Origin of the sequence: Streptomyces sp. NPDC001222 (genome assembly GCF_042896945.1) — a bacterium.
In the GTDB taxonomy this organism is placed as follows: domain Bacteria; phylum Actinomycetota; class Actinomycetes; order Streptomycetales; family Streptomycetaceae; genus Streptomyces; species Streptomyces gibsoniae.
Map to the genome: position 1 here is coordinate 19576 of NZ_JBIAXT010000009.1, position 25210 is coordinate 44785.

Annotated in this window: 21 protein-coding genes and 1 pseudogene; 19 read left to right on the forward strand and 3 right to left on the reverse strand. The window is 71.6% G+C overall.

Features of this window, described 5'->3' with window-relative positions:
- Positions 1–33 precede the first annotated feature (33 nt).
- The 6 genes from ACFY2Z_RS14795 (at position 34) to ACFY2Z_RS14820 (ending at position 6104) form a co-directional block, all read left to right on the forward strand.
- Positions 34–651: an RNA polymerase sigma factor gene (locus ACFY2Z_RS14795; RefSeq protein WP_390744564.1), complete on the forward strand. Its 618-nt coding sequence runs from the start codon at positions 34–36 to the stop codon at positions 649–651.
- Between the two features lie 125 nt (positions 652–776).
- Positions 777–1469, forward strand: a complete 693-nt coding sequence (locus tag ACFY2Z_RS14800) for a hypothetical protein (protein WP_390744565.1) — start codon at positions 777–779, stop codon at positions 1467–1469.
- Positions 1470–1710: 241 nt separating this feature from the next.
- Positions 1711–2268 carry a histidine phosphatase family protein gene (locus ACFY2Z_RS14805; protein ID WP_390744743.1) on the forward strand — a complete coding sequence of 186 codons (558 nt, stop codon included), beginning with the start codon at positions 1711–1713 and terminating at the stop codon, positions 2266–2268.
- 515 nt (positions 2269–2783) lie between these two features.
- The gene (locus ACFY2Z_RS14810; RefSeq protein ID WP_390744566.1) at positions 2784–4130 is read left to right on the forward strand and encodes a DUF11 domain-containing protein; all 1347 of its coding nucleotides are present in this window, start codon (positions 2784–2786) and stop codon (positions 4128–4130) included.
- A 232-nt stretch (positions 4131–4362) separates the two neighbouring features.
- Complete coding sequence (locus ACFY2Z_RS14815) at positions 4363–5094, forward strand: L,D-transpeptidase (RefSeq protein WP_390744567.1); 732 nt, start codon at positions 4363–4365, stop codon at positions 5092–5094.
- A 50-nt stretch (positions 5095–5144) separates the two neighbouring features.
- Positions 5145–6104 carry a D-2-hydroxyacid dehydrogenase family protein gene (locus tag ACFY2Z_RS14820; RefSeq protein WP_390744568.1) on the forward strand — a complete coding sequence of 320 codons (960 nt, stop codon included), beginning with the start codon at positions 5145–5147 and terminating at the stop codon, positions 6102–6104.
- A 120-nt stretch (positions 6105–6224) separates the two neighbouring features.
- Here ACFY2Z_RS14820 and ACFY2Z_RS14825 read toward each other — a convergent pair whose 3' ends face one another.
- Both ACFY2Z_RS14825 and ACFY2Z_RS14830 read right to left on the reverse strand, forming a co-directional pair.
- Positions 6225–6836, reverse strand: a complete 612-nt coding sequence (locus ACFY2Z_RS14825; RefSeq protein ID WP_390744569.1) for a hypothetical protein — start codon at positions 6834–6836, stop codon at positions 6225–6227.
- Positions 6837–7085: 249 nt separating this feature from the next.
- Entirely contained in the window at positions 7086–7325 is a 240-nt protein-coding gene (locus tag ACFY2Z_RS14830; protein ID WP_390744570.1) for a chaplin, read from the reverse strand.
- Positions 7326–7620: 295 nt separating this feature from the next.
- Between ACFY2Z_RS14830 and iolC the strand changes: the two genes are divergently transcribed.
- The 6 genes from iolC to ACFY2Z_RS14860 all read left to right on the forward strand — a co-directional run bounded on the left by iolC (position 7621) and on the right by ACFY2Z_RS14860 (position 15593).
- Complete coding sequence (gene iolC / locus ACFY2Z_RS14835) at positions 7621–8610, forward strand: 5-dehydro-2-deoxygluconokinase (RefSeq protein ID WP_390744571.1); 990 nt, start codon at positions 7621–7623, stop codon at positions 8608–8610.
- Complete coding sequence (locus ACFY2Z_RS14840; protein ID WP_390744572.1) at positions 8607–9599, forward strand: deoxyribose-phosphate aldolase; 993 nt, start codon at positions 8607–8609, stop codon at positions 9597–9599. The genes iolC and ACFY2Z_RS14840 overlap by 4 nt, the downstream gene beginning before the upstream one ends.
- 8 nt (positions 9600–9607) lie before the next feature.
- A complete protein-coding gene (gene iolB, locus ACFY2Z_RS14845) occupies positions 9608–10420 on the forward strand; it encodes a 5-deoxy-glucuronate isomerase (protein ID WP_390744573.1) in 813 nt (270 codons plus the stop codon).
- Entirely contained in the window at positions 10417–12300 is a 1884-nt protein-coding gene (gene iolD, locus ACFY2Z_RS14850; RefSeq protein WP_390744574.1) for a 3D-(3,5/4)-trihydroxycyclohexane-1,2-dione acylhydrolase (decyclizing), read from the forward strand. Before iolB ends, iolD begins: the two co-directional genes overlap by 4 nt.
- Before the next feature lie 14 nt (positions 12301–12314).
- Positions 12315–13817, forward strand: coding sequence for a CoA-acylating methylmalonate-semialdehyde dehydrogenase (mmsA, locus tag ACFY2Z_RS14855; protein ID WP_390744575.1), 1503 nt, complete (start codon positions 12315–12317; stop codon positions 13815–13817).
- Positions 13818–14192: 375 nt separating this feature from the next.
- A complete protein-coding gene (locus tag ACFY2Z_RS14860) occupies positions 14193–15593 on the forward strand; it encodes an APC family permease (RefSeq protein WP_390744576.1) in 1401 nt (466 codons plus the stop codon).
- Between the two features lie 13 nt (positions 15594–15606).
- On the opposite strand, the pseudogene ACFY2Z_RS14865 reads toward ACFY2Z_RS14860, so the two are convergent.
- Positions 15607–16418: pseudogene (locus tag ACFY2Z_RS14865) on the reverse strand (aminoglycoside N(3)-acetyltransferase).
- 87 nt (positions 16419–16505) lie between these two features.
- On the opposite strand from ACFY2Z_RS14865, the gene ACFY2Z_RS14870 reads away from it, so the two are divergent.
- From ACFY2Z_RS14870 to ACFY2Z_RS14900, 7 genes are all read left to right on the forward strand, one after another.
- Positions 16506–19295: an alpha/beta fold hydrolase gene (locus ACFY2Z_RS14870; protein ID WP_390744577.1), complete on the forward strand. Its 2790-nt coding sequence runs from the start codon at positions 16506–16508 to the stop codon at positions 19293–19295.
- Entirely contained in the window at positions 19292–20155 is an 864-nt protein-coding gene (locus tag ACFY2Z_RS14875) for an ABC transporter permease (protein ID WP_390744578.1), read from the forward strand. Before ACFY2Z_RS14870 ends, ACFY2Z_RS14875 begins: the two co-directional genes overlap by 4 nt.
- 158 nt (positions 20156–20313) lie before the next feature.
- Positions 20314–21825 carry a von Willebrand factor type A domain-containing protein gene (locus ACFY2Z_RS14880; RefSeq protein ID WP_390744579.1) on the forward strand — a complete coding sequence of 504 codons (1512 nt, stop codon included), beginning with the start codon at positions 20314–20316 and terminating at the stop codon, positions 21823–21825.
- Between the two features lie 134 nt (positions 21826–21959).
- Positions 21960–23879 (forward strand): AMP-dependent synthetase/ligase, encoded by a 1920-nt coding sequence (locus tag ACFY2Z_RS14885; protein ID WP_390744744.1) that lies wholly within the window; start codon positions 21960–21962, stop codon positions 23877–23879.
- Between the two features lie 156 nt (positions 23880–24035).
- The gene (locus ACFY2Z_RS14890; protein ID WP_390744580.1) at positions 24036–24353 is read left to right on the forward strand and encodes a rodlin; all 318 of its coding nucleotides are present in this window, start codon (positions 24036–24038) and stop codon (positions 24351–24353) included.
- A 247-nt stretch (positions 24354–24600) separates the two neighbouring features.
- Positions 24601–24792 (forward strand): chaplin, encoded by a 192-nt coding sequence (locus ACFY2Z_RS14895; RefSeq protein WP_390744745.1) that lies wholly within the window; start codon positions 24601–24603, stop codon positions 24790–24792.
- Between the two features lie 136 nt (positions 24793–24928).
- Positions 24929–25210: chaplin (locus ACFY2Z_RS14900; RefSeq protein ID WP_390744581.1), on the forward strand; the 282-nt coding region annotated here is incomplete at its 3' end.

The following is a 25210-nucleotide window of genomic DNA, read 5'->3' on the forward strand; positions in this document are numbered from 1 at the left end:
GCGCTCAGCGGCCGCCGGCGGCGAGGACAGGTCTTGGGCCAGGGAGAACGACCCGATCGCGCGGAGAGGCGCGACGCGGAGTTGGGCGCCGCCGTCGCCCGGGCCCAGGAAGGCGACGAAGCGGCCTTCGCACTCGTGTACAGGATCGTGCAGCCCGGGCTCCTCGGCTATCTGCGCGGGCTGGTCGGCCAGGACGCCGAGGACGTGGCGTCGGAGGCCTGGCTGGAGATCACGCGGGACCTGGGCCGGTTCCAGGGAGACGGGGCGGGCTTCCGCGGCTGGAGTGCGACCATCGCCCGCCACCGGGCCCTCGATCTGCTGCGCCGACGACGCACCCGGCCGGCGGCAGCCGCCTTCGAACTCGATCTCACGGAGATACCGGCCCCGCACAACACCCACGACCAGGCCTTGGAGACCCTCTCGACCGAATACGCCCTCCATCTGGTGCACAGCCTGCCGCGTGACCAGGCCGAGGCGGTGCTGCTGCGCGTCGTGGTCGGCCTCGACAGCCCCGCCGCCGCGCGGGTCCTCGGCAAGCGCCCGGGCGCGGTGCGTACGGCCGCCCACCGGGGGCTGAAGGGGCTGGCGCGCCGGCTCGGCGTGACGGGTGTGACGGGAGAGCGGTCTCGCACGCTGAGGCAGTCGAAATGAGAAACGACGGCGTCACGTCCGTTAAGGCTATGAGTAACAGACGCACAGAGACGGACACGGGTATGGGCGACCGACATAGTGAGGGCGGAGGCGCGGCACGCCGAGGCGTCGGCACGGACGGCCGCTTGCCCGGTGCCGACGGTCCGGCCGACACCACCGTGCTGGAGCTGGCGCTCGGTCGCGCGTTGCGCGCCAACGCCCTGGACGCCTCGGCCGAGCAGCAGGCGGTGGCCGCCTACCGCGCGGCTCGCGAGGCAGGCACACAGGAACAGGCACGGAGGCGGAGGCGGGACGACTGGCAGCCGCGGCGCACAGCGGCCCGGCGCTCGGTGAAGGCCGCCATCGGCGTGTTCGTGGGCAGCCTCGCTCTGGGCGGTGTGGCGATCGCGGCGATCGGCACGCCCGGATCCGGCGGCAGCACACGGGGCGGCGACCCCGGGCGACGGCAACCCTCGCCCACCGCCCCGGAGAGCGCGACGCGGGCGCCGAAGGGCACCGCCCCCTCCCGGCCCACCGGCGCCGTCTCCCCGAGCCGCCCGCCGACGGCCAAGGACATCCAGGCCCACTGCCGCGCGTACCCGTCGGCGAAGGGCCGCGGCAACGCCCTGCACTCCGCGGCCTGGCAGCGCTTCCTCGCCGCCGCCGGAGGCGAGGACCATGTGGCGGCCTTCTGTGCCGTCCAGCTGTCGCCGGCCAAGACGAGCGACACAGACAGCGCAGACAACGCGGGCAAGGAGACCGGGAAGCCGCACACCGGGCCCGCCGACAAGGATTCCGGGCACGGAAAGGCCAAGGGAGAGCGGACGCCGTCCAAGTGACCCGTCGCGCCGGGAGGAGGCTCCCACCGGCGGTGCCCGTCGGGCTTACGGTGGCGCGACCGCGCCGGATGCCCGCCCGCGGCAGGGGAGTTGAGTGCAGGAGTGAGCCGATGACGAGCCGTGTGACGTTGATCTCGCCCGCCATGAACGCGGCGCGCGCCCGGTCCGCGGCGGGTTCGCTTCCTGTGGCCGGGTGCTGGTCTCCCCCACCGTGCGCTGCCGGACGTTGATCTCGCCCGCCATGAACGCGGCGCTGCGCCAGGCCCGCTTCGACGACGGGTGCTCGCTCGACGCGGCCGGCACGGCGCGCGCCCGGACCGCGGCGGGTTCGCTTCCTGCGGCCGGCCGGGTGCTGGTCTCCCCCCCCGTGTGCTGCCGGGAGACGGCGTCGGCGCTCGGCCTCGACCCGGCCGCCGGGCCCGCACCGGCCGGGCCGGACGTGGGCCGATGGCGCGGCCGGACGCTGGACGAGGTCAGCGTCGACGAGCCGGACGCCGTGGCGCCGCGGCTCGCTGATCCGTCGTCCGCTCCGCACGGCGGCGAGTCGGTGCACGCGTGGTGCGCGCGGGTCGGCGGATGGCTGGAGGAGACCGCGCAGGTCTCGGGACGCACGGTCGCCGTCGTGGAGCCGGAGATCGTACGGGCCGTCGTGGTGCGGGTGCTCGCGGCACCGAACTCGGCCTTCTGGCGGATCGACGTCCCTCCGTTGACCGGCTCCGAGTTCACCGGCCGTGCCGGACGGTGGAACATGGCTCTGGGGACGGTACTCGGCCGCCCCACGGAAGTCGGCGCTCCCTGAAAACGCCCGCCAGGTTCACCCCCGGGTCACCCCTTCGGCGCCCTTCAGGATGCCGGTCCGCTTGCGAGTGCGGAGTCTTTCCCGTAATGCGTTTTCCGGTGACGTGAACCCGAGGAGGGCAAAAAGGACTCGATGGGCCGATTTCCTCGCCTCGATCCCTTTTTGCGAAATTGCACGCTCCGGAATCACCACCCCGCCTGAACAGGCACAACGACCCGCGACCACCCGTCCGAGCCATAGGGCGTGCGCAGGTATTCCCCCTTCAGGGCGCATTTAACCGTCGGCAAATCATCACCCATCTCGCACGGTGTCACACATCCGCACGCCGTGCCACGGAATGCTCCATTGGGACTAAAAAATTCTGAAATACCGCGCCAGAACAGCCTGATAAATCTCCCATGTGCTCTTCTTCAACTGAAATCTTCCGACAGGCCGCTTTCGGCAGCGGACGCATGGGCTCCGGCTGCACCGGCCTCCTGCATGAAGGGTCAATCCTCGTGAGTCAAGGTAACGGCATGCGCGCCGGCGCAGTATCGGCGCTCACCGTCGTGGGCATCATGACGGCGCTGACTGCGGGCATGGCTTCCTCCACCGCGGTCGCCGCCCCCAGCCACTCCGCCAGCAAGGTGAACAAGGTGCATTCCCCGGCACAGACGCGGCAGATCGGCATCGACCTCGGGGTGACGAAAACGGGCCCGGCCTCCGCGAACGAGGGCGACTCTGTCACCTACGTCATCACGGTGACGAACCACAGCTCCAGTCCCTCCAGCGGCTACACCGTCACCGACTACCTACCGACGGGTATCCGCGGCGTCGTGCCTCCGGCCGGTTGCACCATCTCCGTCCCGGGTCGGCTGACCTGCACCCACGGTCCGCTGGCGGGCAACGCCAGCGACACGATCACCGTGAACGGCACGGCCGGCCAGGGCTACACCAACCTCCACAACATCGTCACCGTGGAGGGCGTCGACGCGGACCCGGACTACAGCAACAACGCCGACGCCGTGCGCACCGGAATCGCGCAGCGGCGTGTGGACCTCGCGCTGTCCAAGTCCGGCCCGACGTCGGCACCCAACAACGGCCAGGTGACCTACACCCTCAAGGTGACGAACAACGGCCCGGACACCTCGAGCGGCTGGCTCATCACCGACCAGCTTCCGTCGGCTCTGCACGGCCCGTTCACCGCGTCGGCGGGCTGCACCGTCAGCGGCTCCAACCTGCTGACCTGCACCGGAGGCCCGCTGGCTCCGGGCGCCTCCGCCACGGTCACGGTGACCGGCTTCGCCGGCCCGAACTTCAACGGCATCCGGAACACGGCGACGGTCAAGGGCAACGACTTCGACCCCGTCCTGAGCAACAACACGGACACCAACCGGGGCGGCCGAGCCGGCCTCAGGATCACCAAGAGCATGGAGGCACCCAGGACGATCAGGCAGGGTGACACCGTCCGGTACACCGTCAGGGTCCGCAACACCGGGGACATGGACCTCGTGGGCGCCAACCAGGCGCACTTCACGGACGACCTGTCCGGTGTGCTGGACGACGCCCGGTACAACGACGACGGGACCGCCAGCGTCGGCGTGATCAGCTTCTCCCAGCCGCGCGTCGCCTGGACGGGCCCGCTCCACCCCGGTGACACCGCGGTCATCCGCTACTCGATCACCGTCAACCGCCGGGACTTCGGTGATCTGCGCCTGGAGAACGGAGTGGTCGACACCGACCCGGGCAGCAACTGCCCGACGGCCGACGCCGCCAGGGAATGCCGGACGCTCGGACTCGTCCACGTCCGGGACAAGGACACCCACCGAGCCACGGTGCACCACACCGTCGCGGCGGACAGGCCGCGCGCCGCTCGGCGGTGACGAACGGACGACACCTGCCCCGGGCCGTGTACCAGGCCCGGGGCAGCGTCATGTTCGGAGGCCGCGTGCACCTCCCGCGATTGTGACGTTTCGTCACATATGGTCGTCAGGACCCGCATTGGGGTGAGAGGCCCGGCGACTTCGTTTTATATGAAGAAGGAACGTCAACGGTTCCGTGGGACACATCGGAGGGCCTGGCACGAGAGCAGGCCACGGGCACCAGGAGGAACCGATGACACACACGTCATGCGTCCGCGGCGGACACTCTCGCCTCGTCGCCCTGGCCGTCATGGTGGGATCCCTGGTGGTGGCCGGCGTGCCGGGGGCATCGGCCACAGAAGCACGGGGGGCGCGTCCCCGGGGAGACGGCGACACCCCGGCGTGCCGCCTCATCGCCGGGCCCTATCAGCGCCAGGTGGAGAAGGACCTGGGTCTGCCTCAGGACGGAAAGCAGTCGGAGCAGGACTGCGCGGCGATCCGCAAGCTCCAGAACGCGTACGACATCAGCCCGGCGGACGGCTATGCCGGCCTCGTGAGCCGTCGGGCGGCGGCCGTGGACTGGGCCGCCCGGCACAAGGCGTCGCTCACCGGTTGTTCCGGGCGGTCGAAGCGCCTGGTCTGTGTGGACCAGACACACCAGTTGCTGTGGGTGCAGCAGAACAAGAAGATCGTCTTCGGCCCCGTCCCCGCGCGCACCGGGATGGCCGGCCACCGCACCCGCAACGGGTCGCACAAGATCTACCGGCGGGTGGAGAAGTTCTGGTCCGGTCTGTACGACGCCGCCATGCCGTTCAGTCAGTTCTTCGACCGCGGCCAGGCCCTGCACGCCAGCTACCGCCCGATCTTCGAGGACCCTGGCTCCCACGGCTGTGTGAACCTCCGCTACGAGGACGCCAAGGCCCTGTGGTCCCTGCTGCGCACCGGCGACGGCGTCAGCGTCTGGGGCACCCGGGGCAACAACTGACCCCCGCATGCCGGTTCGATAGGGTCCCCCTGTTGATCAAGGGGGTTGATATGCGGCTTCGGTGTGCCGTGCTCGACGACTTCCAGCGGATCGCGACCTCCGTCGCGGACTGGTCGCCCGTGGCGGACCGGGTGGAGGTGGTGTCCTTCACCGAGCATTTCGCGGACGAGGACGCCCTGGCCGAGGCGCTCGCCGGGTTCGACATCGTCGTCACCCTGCGCGAACGCGTGCCCTTCCCCGGCTCCCTGCTGGCCCGGCTGCCCCGGCTGAAGCTCCTCATCGCCTCCGGGATGCGGAACTCCGTCATCGACTACGCGGCCGCCGAGGCGCACGGCGTGACCGTCTGCGGCACCGCCAGCTCCTCCACCCCGCCCGTCGAGCTGACCTGGGCGCTGCTGCTCGGGCTCGCGCGCGGGATCGTGGCCGAGAGCAACGCCCTGCGGGACGGCGGTCCCTGGCAGAGCACGGTGGGCGCCGATCTGCACGGGCGCCGGCTCGGGCTGCTCGGGCTCGGGAAGATCGGCGGCCGGGTGGCCCAGGTGGGGCTCGCCTTCGGCATGGAGGTCACCGCCTGGAGCCGGAACCTCACCCAGGAGCGCGCGGACGAGGTGGGCGTCGAACGCGCCGCCTCCATGGAGGAGTTGCTCACCAGCAGCGACTTCGTCTCGGTCCACCTCGCGCTCGGCGACCGTACTCGCGGACTGGTCGGCGCCCGTGAACTCGCGCTGCTGAAGCGGACCGCCTGTCTGGTCAACACCTCGCGCGCCGCCATCGTGGACCAGGACGCCCTGCTCGCCGCCCTGCACGAGGGCCGTATCGCGGGCGCGGGCGTCGATGTGTTCGACGTGGAGCCGCTCCCGGCCGGCCATCCGATGCGCACCGCACCGCGGCTGCTCGCCACACCGCACCTCGGGTACGTCTCCCGCGCCAACTACGCGACGTACTACGGCGAGGCCGTCGAGGACATCCAGGCGTACCTGGCCGGGGAGCCGGTGCGCCGCCTCGGCTGACCACGGCCGGCCGCCCGGAGCGCCCGGGCACACCGACAGCCGTCGGCGGGCTGTCGGCCGGCCGACGGCTGTGCGGAGTGTGCGTCGCGGCGGCTCGGGCCAGCGCGGACCGCGGAGCGTTCAGCGCGTCGAGTGCGACGGCATGGGCGCCACCATGGTCGACTGCGACGGCATGGGCGTCAGCATGGACGACGTGGACGGCTTCGGCGAGGGCGCAGCCGGAAGGCTGGGCGGAGCCGACAGGTCGGAGGGGTTGGGGAGAGGCAGCAGCTCGCCGCTGACAAAGCCCGCGCCGAGGACCTTGACGAGGTCGTTCAGCACCTTCGCGGCCGTCGGCGCGACCTGGCTCGTGTCGTCGGAGGTGGCGGCAGCGAGCAGCTTGTCGGTCGACTGCCGCAGATCGGCGACAGCGACGTCCTCGCCGGCGTCCGGAGCGTTGACGGACGGCGAGGCCATGCTCACCTTGGCGATGGCGTCGTCCACCGCCTTGCCGAGCCGGACCGCCTGGTCGGCCGGGATCCGGCCGTGGTCCGCCTTGAGCACGGCGTTCAGCAGATCCGTGACCGGGCGCACCAGGACGTCGGCGCTCGGCGGGAGAGGTGCCGTCTCCGCGGGGACGCGGCCACGCGCCGATGCGTGGTCGGCCGCCAGAGCGGTCGGTCCGGTGATTCCGATGAGCAGCATGGCGCAGAGAGCTGAGGAGGCAAAGCGCCGCGCGGGCAGAACACGCATGATGTTCCCTTCGTCGTGAGGCTTGGTGCCTGAGATTCACCGTGAAAGGGGACATAGCGGAATGCAACCGTTCGGCCGCGTGACGTAGCTGGACAGGGTGAGTCTTCACCCACGTCGTGCCTGGTGGGACGGCCTGTGGAGAGATCGAAACGCACACCACCCGATCGGCGGAACGGCGGGGCGCCCCGGGCATACGCCGACCGGCCGCTTCCCGAGGGAGAACGGCCGGCCAGAGGGTCCTCTCGGACGTCAGTTGGTGGCGCAGGTGTTCGTCGCCGTCGGGTTCAGCAGGCCGATGACGGTGGCCGTGACGCCGCAGACGTTGGCCGGGACGTGGACCGGGGCCTGCACGGCGTTGCCCGAGACGATGCCCGGGGAAGAGTCGGCGGCGCCACTGGCACCACTGTCGGCGGCGGCGATACCGGCGGCGCCCGCCACAGCCGCAGCGGCAACGGTGGTGAGGGCCAGGCCCTTCGCGATACGCGACATGGAGAGATGCTCCTTGGAAGTCGTCACAACAACCGGGCGGAATGCCCGATGTTGAGTCAACTACGCGGCCCCCGTCCTGGTTGCGCCCCCGATGGGGTGATCTCCCAGATTGCCGGAGTTCACGACTTCGCCACACCTGACGGCCCGTCAGTCCCGTCGGTCCCGGCTCCGGCGGTCCACCTGCTTCGAGGCCGCCACCGAGCATGTCAAGCTGTCGTCCGAATGTCTGGACAAAGTATTGACAGCGCTCCCCCGCGCGGCTAGACCTGGGGTCAGCCGAGGTGAAGGGATCTCGATGGAGGAGTCCGAGGAGTGGGGCCCGCACGGCGCCGGTGCCCCGTACGACCTGATCACCATGGGCCGGATCGGCGTGGATCTCTATCCGCTGCAGACGGGCGTGCCCCTCCCCCAGGTGACGGCCTTCGGGAAGTTCCTGGGCGGGTCGGCGACGAACGTCGCGGTCGCCGCTGCCCGCCTCGGACGCCGTACGGCGGTGATCACGCGCACGGGCGACGACCCCTTCGGCACCTATCTCCACGAGGCGCTGCGCGGCTTCGGCGTGGACGACCGCTGGGTGACCCCCGTCGCCGGGCTGCCCACCCCGGTCACGTTCTGCGAGGTCTTCCCGCCGGACGACTTCCCCCTGTACTTCTACCGGCTGCCCAAGGCGCCGGACCTGGAGATCGACGCACACCAGCTGGACCTGGACGCGATCCGCGCCGCCCGCGTCTTCTGGATGACCGGCACGGGCCTGAGCGAGGAGCCGAGCCGCACCGCGACACTCGCTGCCCTCGCTCATCGCGCCACCTCCGGTACGACGGTTTTCGACCTCGACTGGCGCCCCATGTTCTGGCGCGACGCCGGCTCCGCGCGACCCTTCTACGCCGAGGCCCTGCGGCACGCCACGGTCGCCGTCGGCAACATCGACGAGGTGGAGATCGCCACCGGGGAGCGCGACCCGCATGCGGCCGCCCGTGCCCTGCTCGACGCCGGTGTCGCCCTCGCGGTGGTCAAGCAGGGGCCCAAGGGCGTGCTCGCGGTCAGCGCCACGGGCGAGTCGGCGGAGGTGCCCCCGCTCCCGGTCACGGTCCTCAACGGCCTCGGCGCGGGCGACGCGTTCGGCGGCTCGCTCTGCCACGGGCTGCTCGCGGGCTGGGAGCTGGAGCGGATCATGCGGTACGCGAACGCCGCGGGCGCGATCGTGGCCTCCCGGCTGGAGTGCTCGTCCGCGATGCCCACGCCCGCCGAGGTCGAGGACGCGCTCGCGGCGGGAGCGGTGCGATGAGGGCGGGACACGTCGGGGGCGCGCGGCACGAGGGCGGGGCCGATGTCGCCCCATGGAACGACACTGGCACCCCGCACACGCGCGTGCCCGACGAAAAGAGCACCACCGCGCCCGTCGACGTCTCCGAGCTCGTCCGCATCCGCACCCGCCACCCCGAGGCCGTCGCCGAGGCAGCCGCCCGGCGGACCCGGCGGCCGCTCCTCGGGGACACCGGCCGACTGATGGTCGTCGCCGCCGACCACCCCGCCCGCGGCGCCCTCGGCGTCGGCGACCGCGCGATGGCCATGGCGAGCCGCGCCGACCTGCTGGAGCGGCTGTGTCTCGCGCTGTCGCGGCCGGGTGTCGACGGGGTGCTCGCCACCGCCGACATCCTCGACGACCTGCTGCTGCTCGGCGTCCTCGAACACAAGGTCGTCATGGGCTCGATGAACCGCGGCGGCCTCCAGGGGGCGTCCTTCGAGTTGGACGACCGGTTCACCGGTCACCGGCCGCAGGACATCGAGCGGTTCGGCTTCGACGCGGGCAAGCTGCTGCTGCGGATCGACTACGACGACCCGGGATCGCTCAACACCCTGGAGTCCACCGCCCGGGTGATCGACGAGATGGCCGAGCGCCGGCTCCCGGTGTTCGTCGAGCCGTTCATCAGCCGCCGCACCCCCGAGGGCCGGCTCCGCAACGACCTCGGCGCCGAGGCAGTGACCAGGTCCATCGCCATAGCCAGTGGGCTGGGCGGCAGTTCGGCGTACACCTGGCTCAAGGTCCCCGTCACCGAGAACCCGGACGACATGGCCCGGGTCATGGAGACCTCCACCCTGCCGGCCGTCCTGCTCGGCGGCGACGTCGGCGGGGACCAGGAGGGCGCGTACGAGAAGTGGCGCGGAGCGCTCCAACTGCCCACCGTCAAGGGCCTGGTGGTCGGCCGTTCGCTGCTGTACCCCGCGGACGGCGACGTCGCCACGGCCGTGGACACCGCCGTAGGACTTCTGTGAGGGCCGCAATGAGCAAAGAGCTGTACGTTCCCAGGGGCGCGACCGCGAACGCGCAGTACTCCCTCGACATCGACCCCGAACGGGCCGGCTGGAGTCACAGCAGTCTGCGGATCGTGGAGCTGCGGCCGGGTGACACGCACCTGTTCACCACCGGTGACAGCGAATGGATCGTACTTCCCCTCCAGGGCAGCTGTACCGTGCACATTGAGGGCGAGACATTTCAACTCCTGGGCAGGGACGACGTCTTCGCGGGGGTATCGGACTTCGCGTACGCGCCCCGGGACGCCCAGGTACAGATCGCCTCCGGCGCGGGAGGCCGCTTCGCCCTGGCAGGAGCGAAGTGCGAGCGCCGACTCCCCGCCCGCTACGGCCCCGCGCCGGAGGTACCCGTCGAAGACCGCGGCAGCGGCGGCTGCGCACGCCAGGTGCGCAACTTCGCCTCGGCCGACGCCTTCGCGTGCGACAAGCTCATCGCCGTCGAGGTGATCACGCCCGGCGGCAACTGGTCCTCGTACCCGCCGCACAAGCACGACGAGACGCGGCCGGGCGAGGAGACCGAGCTGGAGGAGATCTACTACTTCGAGATCGAGGGACCGAACGGATTCGGGTACCAGCGTGTAGTCCCCTCCCGTGAGGGCGGGTCGGACGTCCTCGCCGAGGTCCGCACCGGGGACGCCGTCCTCGTCCCCGACGGCTGGCACGGCCCCTCGATCGCCCAGCCCGGGCACACCATGTACTACCTGAACGTCATGGCCGGACCGGGTGAGGAGCGCCGGTGGCGGATCTGCTTCCACCCGGACCATACGGAGGGATACCGATGACCTCGACGACGAGGCTCACGGTCGCTCAGGCGCTCGTACGCTTCCTGGCCGCCCAGTACACCGAGCGCGACGGGGTGCGCCGTCGGCTCATCGGCGCGACCTGGGGCATCTTCGGCCATGGCAACGTCGCGGGCCTCGGGCAGGCGCTGGTCGAGTACCGCGATGCGATGCCCTTCCACCAGGGCCGCAACGAGCAGTCGATGGTGCACGCGGCGGTCGGCTACGCGCGGCAGTCGAACCGGCTGTCCACGCACGCGGTGACGACGTCCATCGGTCCCGGAGCCACCAACCTGGTCACGGGCGCCGCCCTCGCCACGGTCAACCACCTCCCGGTCCTGCTGCTGCCCGGCGACGTCTTCGCCACCCGTCCGGCGGACCCCGTGCTCCAGCAGCTCGAGGCCCCCCATGCCGGTGATGTGTCCGTCAACGACTGTCTGCGGCCGGTGTCGAGGTACTTCGACCGGATCACCCGCCCGCAGGCACTGATCCCGGCCGTCCTCCAGGCGATGCGGGTGCTCACCGACCCGGCCGACACGGGCGCGGTCACGCTCGCGCTGCCGCAGGACGTACAGGCGGAGGCCTTCGACTGGCCGCCGGACCTCTTCGCCGAGCGGACCTGGACTGTGCGCCGCCCGGGCGCCGACCCGGCCGAGCTCGCCCAGGCCGTCCATGCGGTCCGGGCGGCCCGGCGCCCGCTCGTGGTGGCCGGCGGCGGGGTCCACCACAGCCGGGCCGAGGCGGCGCTCGCGGAGTTCGCCGAGGCCACCGGCATCCCGGTCGCCGCCACCCAGGCCGGCAAGGGCTCGCTGCGCTGGGACCACCCGCAGGACGTGGGCGGCATCGGCCACACCGGCACGGCGACCGCCGACGAGCTGGCCCGCACCGCCGACCTGGTGATCGGGGTCGGCACCCGCTACACCGACTTCACCACGGCCTCCGGCACCCTCTTCGCCGGGCAGGACGTGCGCTTCCTCAATCTCAACATCTCCCCGTTCGACGGCCACAAGCTCTCCGGGCTGCCGCTGGTCGCCGACGCGCGCAGCGGACTGGAGGAACTGACCGAGGCCCTGCAACTGCACGGATACCACGTCGATCCCCGGTACGTCACCGAGTACGCGGAGGACAAGCAGCGCTGGGAACACCGGGTGGACGCCTGCTTCGAGACCGGCGAGCCGGCTGTACGGCCGACGCAGCCGCAGGTCATCGGCGCGCTGGACGCCGTGGTGGACGAGTCCGACATCATCGTCAACGCGGCCGGCTCGCTCCCCGGTGATCTGCACAAGCTGTGGCGCACCCGTTCGCCGGACCAGTACCACCTGGAGTACGGCTACTCCTGCATGGGCTACGAGATCCCGGCCGCGATCGGCGTGAAGATGGCGGCACCCGGCCGGCCGGTGTGGGCGCTGGTCGGCGACGGCACCTATCTGATGATGCCGACGGAGATCGTCACGGCCGTGCAGGAGGGGATCGCGATCAAGGTCCTGCTCGTGCAGAACCACGGCTACGCGTCCATCGGCGGTCTGTCGGAGTCCGTGGGCGGGGAGCGGTTCGCCACCGCCTACCGCTTCCGGGCGGCCGACGGCACCTACACGGGCGCGCCGCTGCCCGTGGATCTGGCAGCCAACGCGGCCAGCCTGGGTATGCGGGTACTGCGGGCGAGGACCGTGAGCGACCTGCGCGCCGCGCTCGCCGAGGCACGCGCGGCGGACACTCCCACATGTGTCTACGTGGAGACCGAAACCGCAGACACTGTGTCGGGCGCACCTCCGGCGCAGGCCTGGTGGGATGTACCTGTGGCCGAGACCGCGACACGACCGTCGGCGGTCAAGGCGCGCGAGGAGTACGACCGGCACGTCTCGACCCGACGCCGCCATCTGTGAAGGAGTTCTTGGGCATGACGAAGATCGTCAACCACTGGATCGGCGGGAAGACCGTCGAAGGCGCGTCGGGCACGTACGGGCCCGTGACGGACCCGGCCACCGGCGCGGTCACCACCCAGGTCGCCTTCGCGACCGTGGACGAGGTGGACGCGGCCGTGGCCGCGGCCAGGGAGGCGTTCGTGACGTGGGGGCAGTCCTCCCTCGCGCAGCGCACGACCATCCTCTTCAGGTTCCGGGCGCTGCTGGACGCGCACCGCGACGAGATCGCCGAGCTGATCACCGCCGAGCACGGCAAGGTGCACAGCGACGCGCTCGGCGAGGTGGCGCGCGGCCTGGAGATCGTCGACCTGGCCTGCGGCATCAACGTACAGCTGAAGGGCGAGCTCTCCACGCAGGTGGCCAGCCGGGTGGATGTGGCCGCGATCCGGCAGCCGCTGGGCGTCGTCGCGGGCATCACGCCGTTCAACTTCCCTGCGATGGTCCCGATGTGGATGTTCCCGATCGCGATCGCGTGCGGCAACACCTTCGTGCTGAAGCCGTCCGAGAAGGACCCGTCGGCGTCCGTCCGCCTCGCCGAGCTGCTGGCGGAAGCGGGCCTGCCGGACGGTGTCTTCAACGTCGTCCACGGCGACAAGGTGGCCGTGGACCGGCTCCTGGAGCACCCGGACGTCAAGGCGGTGTCCTTCGTCGGCTCGACCCCGATCGCCCGCTACATCCACACCACCGCCTCCGCGAACGGCAAGCGGGTGCAGGCCCTGGGCGGCGCCAAGAACCACATGCTGGTGCTGCCGGACGCCGACCTGGACGCGGCGGCGGACGCGGCCGTCTCCGCGGCGTACGGCTCGGCGGGCGAGCGCTGCATGGCGATCTCCGCCGTGGTGGCGGTCGGCGCCATCGGCGACGAGCTGGTGGAGAAGATCCGCGAGCGCGCCGAGAAGATCAAGATCGGTCCGGGCGACGACCCGGCCTCCGAGATGGGCCCGCTGATCACCAAGGCGCACCGCGACAAGGTGGCGTCCTATGTGGCGGGCGCGGCGGCAGAGGGCTCCGAGGTCGTCCTGGACGGCACCGGTCACACCGTCGACGGGTACGAGGACGGCCACTGGATCGGCATCTCGCTGCTGGACAAGGTGCCGACCACGGCCAAGGCGTACCAGGACGAGATCTTCGGCCCGGTGCTGTGTGTGCTGCGGGCCGAGACGTACGAGGAGGGTGTCGCCCTCATCAACGCCTCGCCGTTCGGCAACGGCACCGCGATCTTCACCCGGGACGGTGGCGCGGCCCGCCGCTTCCAGCTGGAGATCGAGGCGGGCATGGTCGGCGTGAACGTGCCGATCCCGGTGCCGGTGGGCTACCACTCCTTCGGCGGCTGGAAGGACTCGCTCTTCGGCGACCACCACATCTACGGCAACGACGGCACGCACTTCTACACCCGCGGCAAGGTCGTCACCACCCGCTGGCCCGACCCGTCCGAGGCCCCGGCGGGCGTCGACCTCGGGTTCCCGCGCAACCACTGAGCGTCACCGCAAACCCCCGTCAGGTCGTCCGGATTCCGGACGGCCTGACATTTTTTTAACGAGTTCGCTGCGGTTCCCGTGCGGGCGTCATCAAACGGGTGACGCAGGCTCAACCCGCCTTTCACCTTGGAAAGCAAGGTCGAAACACGCAAGATCTTGACTAATGAGCCAGAGCGGCGTCACGCCCTGGGAAAGCAGGGCAACCCGGCTCGCTTTACAAGTGCGGAATCCGAAGGTTAACGGCCATTGACGTGCTGATTTTCGTCGGGGTCCAATGCAGCGCACCGGGAGACGACAAGCAAGGACGACCCAGCCTCCGGAGGCGATAGCGCTCCCGCCCGAACCACTGCCGCACGAGTCGATCGGAACCGCCGCATGACCGACACGCTCCGCCCTGTCGAGAACTCCGTCGCCCAGGCACCCGAGAGCAGTCCCCAGACACTCAAGCGTTCCATCGGCGTCGTCGGCGGCACCCTGCTCACGCTCTCGTGCGTGACGCCCGCCTCCACGCTCTTCGTGGTCGTCCCCGACCTGTTCGGCTCGCTCGGCACCGCCACCGCCCTCACGATCGCCATCGGCTCCCTCCTCTGTATCGCGGTGGCGTTCTGCTACTCGGAGCTGGGCACCCTGATCCCCAGCGCCGGCGGCGAGTACGCCATGGTGTCGACGCTCGCCGGACGGCTCGCGGGCTGGCTGGTCTTCGTACTGTCCCTGCTGGTCGTCATGATCGTCCCGCCGGTGATCGCCATGGGCACCGCGGACTACCTCGCACCGGTCGTCCACCTCGACCCGGCGATGACGGGCGCGAGTGTCATGCTGCTCGCCACCCTCGCCGGACTGCTGGACCTGCGCGCCAACGCCTGGATCACCGGCATCTTCCTGGTCCTGGAAGTGGTGGCCGCGGGCGTCGTCGCGGTCCTGGGCTTCACCCACAGCCAGCGGGGCCTCGGCAGCCTGGTCTCGATGCAGGTGGCCGGTTCCGGCGGGCACACGGACACCGTGACGGCCATGCTGGTGGTCTCCGGGCTCGCCATCGCCCTCTTCGTCACCCAGGGCTTCTCGACCGCCGTCTACCTCTCCGAGGAGCTGGAGAACCCGCGCCGCAACGTCGCCCGCACGGTCCTCGCCACCCTCGCCATCTCCACCGTCGTCATCCTGGTGCCGGTCGTGGCCATCACCATGGGCGCCTCCGACCTGAAGGCCCTGACGAGCGGCGACCTCAGCAGCATGGTGACCGCCTGGTCCAACTCGGCCGTCGGCACCTTCGTGAGCCTGTGCGTGGCGCTCGCCATCATCAACGCGGGCATCGTCATGGTCATCCAGAACTCCCGCGTGCTGTTCGCCTCCGCCCGCGACAAGGCGTGGCCCGAGCCGGTCAACAACGGCCTCGCCAAGCTGGGCCGGTTCGGCTCCCCCTGGGTCGCCACCCTCGTCGTCGGTGTCCCGGGCGCGCTGCTCTGCTTCGTCAACCTCGACACCCTCTACGGTGTCACGGGCGTCTCGGTGACCGGCATGTACCTGCTGGTGGCGGTCGCCGCCCTGCTCGCCCGGCGCGGCGGGCACCGGCACACGCCCGCCTGGCGGATGCCGCTGTGGCCCGCGATGCCCGTCCTGCTGATCGTGGTCCTCGCGTACATCCTCAGCCAGCAGGAGGTCCGCTATCTGCTGTGGACGGGCGGCATCACCGCGGTGGCCACCCTGTACTGGGCGCTCTACCTCCGCCCCCGCCGCGAGACCCGCTGGCTGGTGTCGGTCCCCGAGGACGCACAGGCCTGAGCCGGGAAGCGGGCTACCTCTGCCGGCGCCCCCGGCGGCGATGGGACGCCATCCACGCCACCGCGTGATCCACCGCGTCCCTGACACCGAAGACCCGGGCGTCGGCGCTTCCGGCCCGGCCCGTCGCCACAGGTGCCTCGCTCTGCTCGAACGACGCGCCCAGCATCGCGAAGTCGCTGTCGTCGAGAGCCACGTCCGTGTAGCTCCACCAGGTCCGCTCCCCCCGACCCGGATGACGCAGTGGTACTCCTGCATCGGCTGCTCCGGCGTACGGTATTCGGCCAGGTGGAACGCGGTGCAGGAGGCGAACCCCACACCGAGCAGCAGCACCTGGGCCCCTTCCTCGTACAGCCGGGCCAGCGGGGAGCACTCCCCGAGATGGCAGCCGCGCGAATGGCCGGAGACGATCCGGTGCGACAGGGGGCCGACGGCCGCGAAGGACGTCTGCGGGTGATCGCTGCGCAGCGCCTCGGGACGGGTCCGCACCTCCCCCGCCAGCCGCCCCGTCGACACGGCCGGGGTGCGCCGGCGGTCGTACGGGGGCATCGTGCTGCGCAGTTCCGCCACCTGCCGCTCGGTCATGCCCTGGATGCGCCTGCGGTAGACGAGGGACGTGTCGGAGTTCTCCGGGGTGAAGGTGGGCACCACCAGGGTGCCCTGCGGGCCGAGGGCGGCACGCAGGGCCCGTACCACCGCGCGGCTCCTGCCGTGCACCGGGCCGACGCTGCGCAGCGACGCGTGGGCCAGCAGCACCCCGCCGGGGCGGATGCCGAGCGCGCGCAATCCTCGGTCAGGACCTGCCGCCGTACGACGGCTGCGGTACACGGCGTCGGCTCCGTACGCCTGTGGGAGGGGCCGGAGTTCCGTCCGGCGGCTGCAGCGGTTGTCGGTGGCGGCCCTTACCGTTGACGCATGGATCTTCGACTGCCCGCGGTCCGGGGGCTGCGCCGAGGGGCCGTGGCCGCAGTCGCCGCGGTCGTCCTCGTGCTGGCCGGCGTCGGCACATGGTCGGCCGTCGCCTCGGACGACGCGCCCGCGGTGCACCGCTCCGACCGGATCATGGACATGGGCGGTGGCGTGCGGATCGACACCTCTTACTTCACCGCGGGGTCCGCCGGCCGCCGCCCGGCCGTCCTGCTCGCCCACGGTTTCGGCGGCAGCAAGGACGACGTCAGAAGCCAGGCGGAGGAGCTCGCCCGGGACGGGTATGCCGTACTGACCTGGTCGGCGCGCGGCTTCGGCAGGTCCACGGGAAGAATCGGGCTGAACGACCCGCGAGGCGAGGTCGCCGACGTCTCGAAGCTGATCGACTGGCTGGCGAAGCGGCCCGAGGTCGAGCTGGACAAGCCCGGCGACCCCCGCGTGGGTATGGCGGGCGCGTCGTACGGCGGGGCGATCTCGCTGCTGGCGGCCGGTCATGACCGCCGGGTGGACGCGATCGCGCCGGCGATCACGTACTGGAACCTGGCGGACGCCCTGTTCCCGAACGACGTGTTCAAGAAGCTGTGGGCGGGCGTCTTCCTGAACTCGGGCGGCGGTTGCGCCAAGTTCACCGTCGAGCTGTGCCGGATGTACGACCGGGTGGCGGAGTCCGGCACGCCCGACGCACAGGCGCGCGCCCTGCTCCAGGAGCGCTCCCCGTCCGCCGTCGGCGAGGACATCAAGGTGCCCACGCTGCTCGTGCAGGGCCAGACCGACTCGCTGTTCCCGCTCGGCCAGGCGGACGCGGCGGCCCGAGCCGTCCAGGCGAACGGCGCGCCCGTGGACGTCGACTGGATCGCGGGCGGGCACGACGGCGGCGACCTGGAGACGAACCGGGTGCAGGCGCGCGTGACGGCGTGGTTCGACCGGTATCTGAAGGACGAGCGCAACGTCGACACCGGCCCCGCGTTCCGGATCACCCGGACCGGAGGCGTGGATTCCACGGACGGCGCGGTCCTGTTGCGCGGCGCGAGCGCGGCCGCCTACCCCGGTCTGGAGAGCGGACGGCGGACGGTCCCGCTGATTGGTCGCGAGCAGAGCTTCGCGAACCCGGCCGGCGCGAGCCCGCCCGCGGTCTCCGCGCTCCCCGGCCTCGGCGGCTCCGGCGGCCTGTCCCAGCTGTCGTCGCTGGGCCTCGGGGTGTCGCTCGACTTCCCCGGTCAGTACGCGCACTTCGAGTCGGCCCCGGTCCGCGACGACCTGTGGATCACCGGGTCGCCGACGGTGACCGTCCATGTGACGTCGACGAGCGACGACGCCGTGCTCTTCGGAAAGGTGTACGACGTCGGACCCGGCGAGAGCCGACCGGTGCTGCCCTCGCAACTGGTCGCTCCCGTCCGGGTGACCGGCGCCAGGAACGGCAAGGACGTCACATTCACCCTGCCCGCCATCGACCACGAGGTGCAGAAGGGCCACCGGCTGCGGCTGGTGCTCGCCTCCACGGACCTCGGCTACGCGTCCCCGGCCGCGCCGGCCACCTACCGGATCTCCCTGAAGAGCGCCCTCACGGTGCCGACGGCGCCGGGCGTGACGTCCGCGGCGGCCCCGCTGCCCTCCTGGGTGTGGTGGCTGCCGCTCGCCGGGGCAGCGGCCGCGGCGGCCCTGCTCCTGACGGGCCGTCGCCGTACGACGGTACCGGCCCCCGACCCCGTGCTCGCCGATGTCCCGCTGCAGATCACGGGGCTGAGCAAGCGCTACGCGAGGTCCGCCGACCGGTACGCGGTGCGGGACGTGTCCTTCCGGGTGGAGAAGGGCCAGGTGCTGGGACTGCTCGGGCCGAACGGCGCGGGCAAGACGACGACGCTGCGCATGCTGATGGGTCTCATCAAGCCGGACGGCGGCGAGATCCGGGTCTTCGGCCATGCGATCCGCCCGGGCGCACCGGTGCTGTCGCGGGTCGGCGCCTTCGTGGAGGGCGCGGGCTTCCTGCCGCACCTGTCGGGCCGGGAGAACCTGGAGCTGTACTGGCAGGCGACCGGCCGCCCGCCCGAGGACGCGCACCTGGACGAGGCACTGGAGATCGCGGCGCTCGGCGACGCGCTGTCCCGCGCGGTCCGCACCTACTCCCAGGGCATGCGCCAGCGGCTCGCCCTCGCGCAGGCGATGCTCGGGCTGCCGGATCTGCTGATCCTCGACGAACCGACCAACGGTCTGGACCCGCCGCAGATCCGCGAGATGCGCGAGGTCATGATCCGGTACGCGGCGGGGGGCCGCACGGTCATCGTCTCCAGCCATCTGCTCGCGGAGGTCGAACAGTCCTGCACCCACCTGGTCGTCATGGACCGTGGCCGGCTGGTGCAGGCGGGGCCGGTGAGCGAGATCGTGGGCTCCGGGGACACCCTGCTCGTGGGGCTGGCGGCGGAGATCGCCGACCCGCTGGTGGAGAAGGTGGCCGCGCTGCCCGGCGTCTCGTCTGCGACACGGACGGAGGGCGGACTGCTGGTGCGCCTCGCCCCGGCCACGGAACCGGACGGCTCCCCGGTGGACTCGCCGGAGCCGGTCGCCTCCGCGGTGGCGGCCGTGGGTCCCGGTGAGCCGGACGTCTCCGCGGCCTCCCCCGGCGTGCTGCCCGGCGGGTCCGCCGAGCCGGTCGTCTCCGGTTCCACGGCCGCGGCCCGACTGCTCGTCGAACTCGTCCGGCTCGATGTGCCCGTGTCCTCGCTGGGGCCCCATCGCCGGCTCGAGGACGCCTTCCTCACCCTGATCGGAGGTTCCGCATGAGTGCGCTCGCCGAGCGGGCCGAGACGGCCGACGGGTACCGGGCGCGGCGGACGCTCCCGCTCCGCGTCGAGCTGGTCCGGCAGTTGAAGCGGCGCCGTACGCTCGTCATGGGCGCGGTCCTGGCCGTGCTGCCGTTCGTGCTGGTCGTCGCCTTCGCCATCGGCGGCGACCCGGGCTCACGCAACGGGCAGGTCACGCTCATGGACACGGCGACCGCGTCGGGCGCCAACTTCGCCGCGGTGAACCTCTTCGTCTCCGCCGGGTTTCTGCTGGTGATCCCGGTCGCGCTGTTCTGCGGGGACACGGTCGCCTCCGAGGCGAGCTGGTCCTCGCTGCGCTATCTGCTCGCGGCCCCCGTCCCGCGCGCCCGTCTGCTGTGGTCCAAGCTCGCGGTCGGGCTGGGCCTGAGCCTCGCGGCGATGGTGCTGCTGCCGGTCGTCGCGCTCGCGGTGGGCACGGCGGCCTACGGCTGGGGGCCGCTTCAGCTGCCGACCGGTGGTTCCCTCTCCGCGGGCACGGCGGCCCAGCGGCTCGTGGTCGTGGTGGCGTACATCTTCGTCTCCCAACTGGTCACCGCCGGGCTCGCGTTCTGGCTGTCGACCCGGACGGACGCGCCGCTGGGCGCGGTGGGCGGCGCGGTGGGCCTCACGATCGTGGGGAACGTGCTGGACGCGGTCACCGCGCTCGGTCACTGGCGCGACTTCCTGCCCGCGCACTGGCAGTTCGCCTGGGCGGACGCCGTCCAGCCCCGCCCCGAGTGGTCCGGCATGATCCAGGGCACAACGATTTCCATAACGTATGCGCTGGTGCTGTTCGCGCTGGCCTTCCGCGGTTTCGCGCGCAAGGACGTCGTGTCCTAGGTCAACGGAGGATCTCCTACCGGTGTCGGCGGCCGTCCGCCGTGGCCGGTTCGAGATCCATCCGCAACGCCCCGTACCGCCCGTCGGCGCCCCTTCCGCCGTCACAGTCACAGACATCGACCGCAGACGTCGACGTCGACGGACACAGGGGGGCACCGATGGGCGAGCACCGGACACGACGGCTTCGCGGCGCGCTGCTCGCGCTCACACTCGCGGGCGGACTGCTGCTCAGCGGCTGCTCGGGGGGCGGGACGAACGATTCGGGCAAGTCGAGCACGTCGAACGGCTCGCTCCCGTTTCCCGCGCCGGCCGCCGGTTCGGCGCCGGACGGCCGCGAAGAGGGTTCCGGCCATCTGTCCACCTTCGCGCTGGACGTCGACACCGCCTCGTACGGCTATGCGCGCCGTACCCTCGCGGAGGGCCGGCTGCCGACGCCGTCCGCGGTCCGCCCGGAGGAGTTCGTCAACAGCTTCGACCAGCACTACGAGCGGCCGGCGGGCAACGGCTTCACGGTCACCCTCGACGGCGCCCGCACCGGCACCGACGGCTGGTCCCTGCTGCGGGTCGGACTCGCCACGCGTGCCGCGCAGCCGGAGGCACGGCGCCCGCCCGCCGCGCTGACGTTCGTCGTCGACGTCTCCGGATCGATGGCCGAGCCAGGCCGGCTCGACCTGGTCAGGGACTCGCTCGGGGTGCTGACGGACCGGCTTCGCGACGACGACTCGGTCGCGCTCGTCACCTTCAGCGACGAGGCACGGACCGTGCTGCCGATGACCCGGCTCGGCGGCCGTCGCGCCCGGGTCCACGACGCGGTCGAGGAGCTGCGGCCGACGGACTCGACCAACCTCGGCGCAGGCGTCCGCACCGGGTACGCCACCGCCGTCCAGGGCCTGCGGCCGGGTGCCACCAACCGGGTCGTACTGCTGTCCGACGGGCTCGCCAACACCGGTGACACCGACCCCGGCACCATCCTGGAGCGCATCGCGAACGCCCGCCGGGAGCACGGCATCACCCTCTTCGGGGTCGGCGTGGGCAGCGAGTACGGCGACGCGCTGATGGAACGCCTCGCCGACCGGGGCGACGGCCACACCGTCTACGTCTCGACCCCCGAGGACGCACAGCGGGTCTTCAGCGACCAACTGCCGCAGAACGTCGAGCTGACGGCCCGGGACGCCAAGGCACAGGTCGCCTTCGACCCGCGGACCGTACGGGAGTTCCGCCTCATCGGCTACGACGACCGGCGCGTCGCCGACCGGGACTTCCGCAACGACCGAGTGGACGGCGGCGAGGTGGGCCCCGGCCACACGGTCACCGCGCTCTACGCGGTCCGCGCCCGGCCCGGCGCCGACGGCCATCTCGCCACGGCAAGCGTCCGCTGGCTGGACCCGGCCACTCGCGCCCCGCACGAGGAGTCCGGCCAGATCGAGACCGGCGCCCTCGACGCCGACCTGGGGCACGCCCCGTACGGGCTGCAGGTCGCCGCGGCCGCCGCGTACTTCGCGGACGACCTGCGCCGGTCCGCGTCGGGGTCGGCCGCGCTCCCCGGCGACCCCGGTCTCCCCGCGCTCGCCGAGCGCACGGACGCGCTGGCGTCGCGTACAAGGGACACCGACGTACGCGCGCTGGCCTCGGCGATCCGGCAGGCGTCCCGGCTGCGGGACGCCGGCTGACCCGGCCGCCGCGCGGGGATCCCCGAAGAACCTCGGTACGCACCGTTGAATTCTCCTGACTCACTAGTAAGTTGACTCTGGAGTAAGTACGAGTGAGTACGCGTCTCCGCACCCGAGCCGCGACGGGAGCCGTCATGGGCGTACGCAGGGATCTGAAACGGGCACAGCAGCGCAGCGATCTGGCGGCCCGCACCACGGTCGAACTGGTCAGGGACGCGGCCGGCGCGGTCCGCGAGGTGCGTACCGCGCCGCTGGTGCCGCCCGCCGGCACGGGCAGCACCGCCGATCTGCCCTTCACCAACGCGGCCGAGGCACCCGACGCGGTGGTGATGCGCCGTCAGGAGGGATCCGGCTGGCGGCCGGTGACGGCCACCGCCTTCGCCGCCGATGTCACCGCCACCGCCAAGGGGCTGATCGCGGCAGGGCTGGAGCCGGGGGGCCGGGTCGCGGTGATGTCCCGTACCCGCTACGAGTGGGCGATCCTCGACTTCGCGATCTGGGCGGCGGGCGGTCAGACGGTCCCGGTCTACCCCACCTCGTCCGCCGAGCAGGTCGAATGGATCGTGCGGGACGCCGGCGTCCGTCTGGTGGTCGTGGAGACCGCCCGGAACGCGGCCACGGTCGCCGCGGCGACGGCCCGCCACCCCGAGCCCCCGCGGGTGTGGTGCCTGGACGCGGACACCCTCGGCGGGCTCCCCGAGCAGGGCCGGGACGTCCCCGGCGAGGAGGTCACCAAACGCCGTGGCGCCCTCACCCCGGACACGCCCGCGACGATCTGCTACACCTCCGGAACCACCGGAGCGCCCAAGGGCTGCGTCCTCACCCACGCCAACCTCCACGCGGAGGCCGCCAACACCGTCGAACTACTGCATCCGGTCTTCAAGGAGGTCACCGGCCAGGACGCCTCGACCCTGCTGTTCCTGCCCCTCGCCCACATCCTGGGCCGCACCCTGCAGATCGCCTGTCTGCTGGCCCGTATCGAGGTGGGCCACTTCCCGAGCGTGAAGCCCGACGAACTCCGGCCGGCGCTGCGGTCGTTCCGGCCCACGTTCCTGGTCGGCGTGCCGTATCTCTTCGAGAAGATCCACGACACCGGGAGGGCCACCGCCGAGAGGATCGGCCGCGGCGCTTCCTTCGACCGCGCCGACCGGGTCGCGGTCCGCTTCGGCGAGGCGCATCTGAACAGGTTCCTGGGCGCGGGCAAGGGACCGGGTCCGGGGCTGTACGCGGCGTGGGCGCTGTACGACCTGCTGGTGTACCGGCGCATCCGCAAGGAGCTGGGCGGCCGGACGCGCTACGCCATCAGCGGCGGCTCCCCGCTCGACCGAGACCTCAACCTGTTCTTCTACACGGCCGGGATCGTCGTCTATGAGGGCTACGGACTCACCGAGACGACCGCGGCCGCCACCCTCGTCCCGCCCCTCGGGCCCCGCCCCGGCACGGTCGGCCTCCCGGTCCCGGGCTCGGCCGTCCGCATCGCCACCGACGGGGAGGTCCTGATCAGGGGAGGCCTGGTCTTCGGCGGGTACTGGAACAACCCGGCCGCCACGGACGCCGTGCTCAGCGGGGAGTGGTTCGCGACGGGTGACCTCGGCGCCCTCGACCAGGACGGCTATCTCACCATCACCGGCCGCAAGAAGGACATCCTCATCACCACGGGCGGCAAGAACGTCTCCCCGTCCGTGCTGGAGGACCGGCTGCGCAGCCGTTCGCCCGTCGGCCAGTGCATCGTCGTCGGCGACAACCGCCCGTACGTCGCCGCCCTGATCACGCTGGACCCGGAGGCGGTCGCCCACTGGCTCGCCGTGCGGGGGCTGCCCGCGGACACCCCGCGGTCGGAGGTCGTCGCCGACCCCCGGATCCGCGCGGACGTGCAGAAGGCCGTCGACCATGCGAACCAGGCGGTCTCCCGGGCCGAGTCCATCCGCAGGTTCGCGCTGGTCGAGGGCGAGTTCAGCGAGGAGAACGGGCTGCTCACGCCCTCCCTGAAGATCAGGCGCCAGGCGGTGGCGACGGCGTTCGCACGGGAGATCGAGGAACTGTACGAGAACTGAGCGCCGGGCCGCCCCGGGCAAGCGCCCGGGCCGCTGTGCGCACAACTGCCGTTCCGGTGAACGGCCGACCGGGTGAATCGCCGAAACCATTGCCGACACACCTGGTTGGTGGCAGAGCAGAACACCTGTCTCTGCCAGGAAAGGAACGCGAGAAAAATGCTCAAGCAGGCAATGGCCGTGGCGGCGGTCGTGGCTTCCGTCGTCGGTGCCACGGCGGTGGCCGCTCCTCAGGCGCTTGCCCTCGGCGGCGACGGACGCACCACGCCCGCCGGCGCGGCCGCCGCCCCGGGCGCGCTCGGCGACCAGGCGGCCGGGGACGGCGCGAGTCCGCAGTCCTCCCTGGTGCAGGGCTCCTTGGACCAGCTCGGAGCCGGTCTGCCGACGAGGACCGACACCGGTTCGGTGGTCGATACCGTGCCGGTCTCCGCCCAGGACGCGCCGCTTCTGACGGGCGGCCACGCGAGCGCCGGCTGAGTACCCCGCGTCAATACCCGGTATTCACCTCGGGTGTGAATTCGACGATGGCATTCGGGTGAATTGCCCGGCGCCCTCCGATCGGGAGTTGCTTCCGTCGACTATTCCTCGTTTCACAGACTGCAGGTCGTGCGGCGAGCCGTTCAAGCTGTGCTCGCTCGGTTTCGGCCGTCACAGGGGCACGACCGCAAAGAAGGGAAAATACGTGAAGCACAAGAAGAGCGCGGCTGTCGTCGCCGGTGCCATCATGGCGCTCGGCATGGCCGCTCCGGCCATGGCCGACTCGGGCGCCGAGGGTACCGCGACCGGCTCCCCGGGCATCGCCTCCGGCAATGTCGTCCAGCTCCCCGTGGACGTCCCGGTGAACGCCTGCGGCCTCACCGTCAGCGTCATCGGGCTGCTCAACCCGGCCGCCGGCAACGCCTGCGCGACCACCTGACGTCATGGCCGCCGTCGGCTGACGTCGTCATGCATCAGCTGCCCGGCTGTGTCTCGGCCGGCCTTGGACTCCTCTTCCCGGTTCCAGGGCCGGCCTTCCCACTTCACCCACTTCTACCAGCAGGAAGACAACGAGATTGCGACAGACCCTGAGCAGGGGAATGGTCGCGGCAGCCGCCGCGACGGGCATTTTGTCCCTGTGCGGCAACCCGGTGTACGCGGACTCGCACGCCGAGGGCACTGCGAGCGGATCCCCCGGCGTCGCCTCGGGCAACAACGTCCAGGTCCCGGTGCACGTCCCGGTCAACATCTGCGGTAACACGGTCAACGTTATCGCCGCGTTGAACCCCGCGTTCGGCAACGCCTGCGGTCACGCCTCCGGCGGGCAGGCCTCCTCCACGGGTGCGCACGCCACCGGC

Coding starts and splice junctions, on each gene's coding strand:
- ACFY2Z_RS14860 (WP_390744576.1), top strand. CDS start 14,193: ATGACCGACACGCTCCGCCCTGTCGAGAACTCCGTCGCCCAGGCACCC.
- ACFY2Z_RS14890 (WP_390744580.1), top strand. CDS start 24,036: ATGCTCAAGCAGGCAATGGCCGTGGCGGCGGTCGTGGCTTCCGTCGTC.
- mmsA (WP_390744575.1), top strand. CDS start 12,315: ATGACGAAGATCGTCAACCACTGGATCGGCGGGAAGACCGTCGAAGGC.
- ACFY2Z_RS14895 (WP_390744745.1), top strand. CDS start 24,601: ATGGCGCTCGGCATGGCCGCTCCGGCCATGGCCGACTCGGGCGCCGAG.
- ACFY2Z_RS14805 (WP_390744743.1), top strand. CDS start 1,711: ATGAACGCGGCGCTGCGCCAGGCCCGCTTCGACGACGGGTGCTCGCTC.
- ACFY2Z_RS14815 (WP_390744567.1), top strand. CDS start 4,363: ATGACACACACGTCATGCGTCCGCGGCGGACACTCTCGCCTCGTCGCC.
- ACFY2Z_RS14820 (WP_390744568.1), top strand. CDS start 5,145: ATGCGGCTTCGGTGTGCCGTGCTCGACGACTTCCAGCGGATCGCGACC.
- iolD (WP_390744574.1), top strand. CDS start 10,417: ATGACCTCGACGACGAGGCTCACGGTCGCTCAGGCGCTCGTACGCTTC.
- ACFY2Z_RS14825 (WP_390744569.1), bottom strand. CDS start 6,836: ATGCGTGTTCTGCCCGCGCGGCGCTTTGCCTCCTCAGCTCTCTGCGCC.
- ACFY2Z_RS14870 (WP_390744577.1), top strand. CDS start 16,506: ATGGATCTTCGACTGCCCGCGGTCCGGGGGCTGCGCCGAGGGGCCGTG.
- iolB (WP_390744573.1), top strand. CDS start 9,608: ATGAGCAAAGAGCTGTACGTTCCCAGGGGCGCGACCGCGAACGCGCAG.
- ACFY2Z_RS14875 (WP_390744578.1), top strand. CDS start 19,292: ATGAGTGCGCTCGCCGAGCGGGCCGAGACGGCCGACGGGTACCGGGCG.
- iolC (WP_390744571.1), top strand. CDS start 7,621: ATGGAGGAGTCCGAGGAGTGGGGCCCGCACGGCGCCGGTGCCCCGTAC.
- ACFY2Z_RS14840 (WP_390744572.1), top strand. CDS start 8,607: ATGAGGGCGGGACACGTCGGGGGCGCGCGGCACGAGGGCGGGGCCGAT.
- ACFY2Z_RS14810 (WP_390744566.1), top strand. CDS start 2,784: ATGCGCGCCGGCGCAGTATCGGCGCTCACCGTCGTGGGCATCATGACG.
- ACFY2Z_RS14880 (WP_390744579.1), top strand. CDS start 20,314: ATGGGCGAGCACCGGACACGACGGCTTCGCGGCGCGCTGCTCGCGCTC.
- ACFY2Z_RS14830 (WP_390744570.1), bottom strand. CDS start 7,325: ATGTCGCGTATCGCGAAGGGCCTGGCCCTCACCACCGTTGCCGCTGCG.
- ACFY2Z_RS14885 (WP_390744744.1), top strand. CDS start 21,960: ATGGGCGTACGCAGGGATCTGAAACGGGCACAGCAGCGCAGCGATCTG.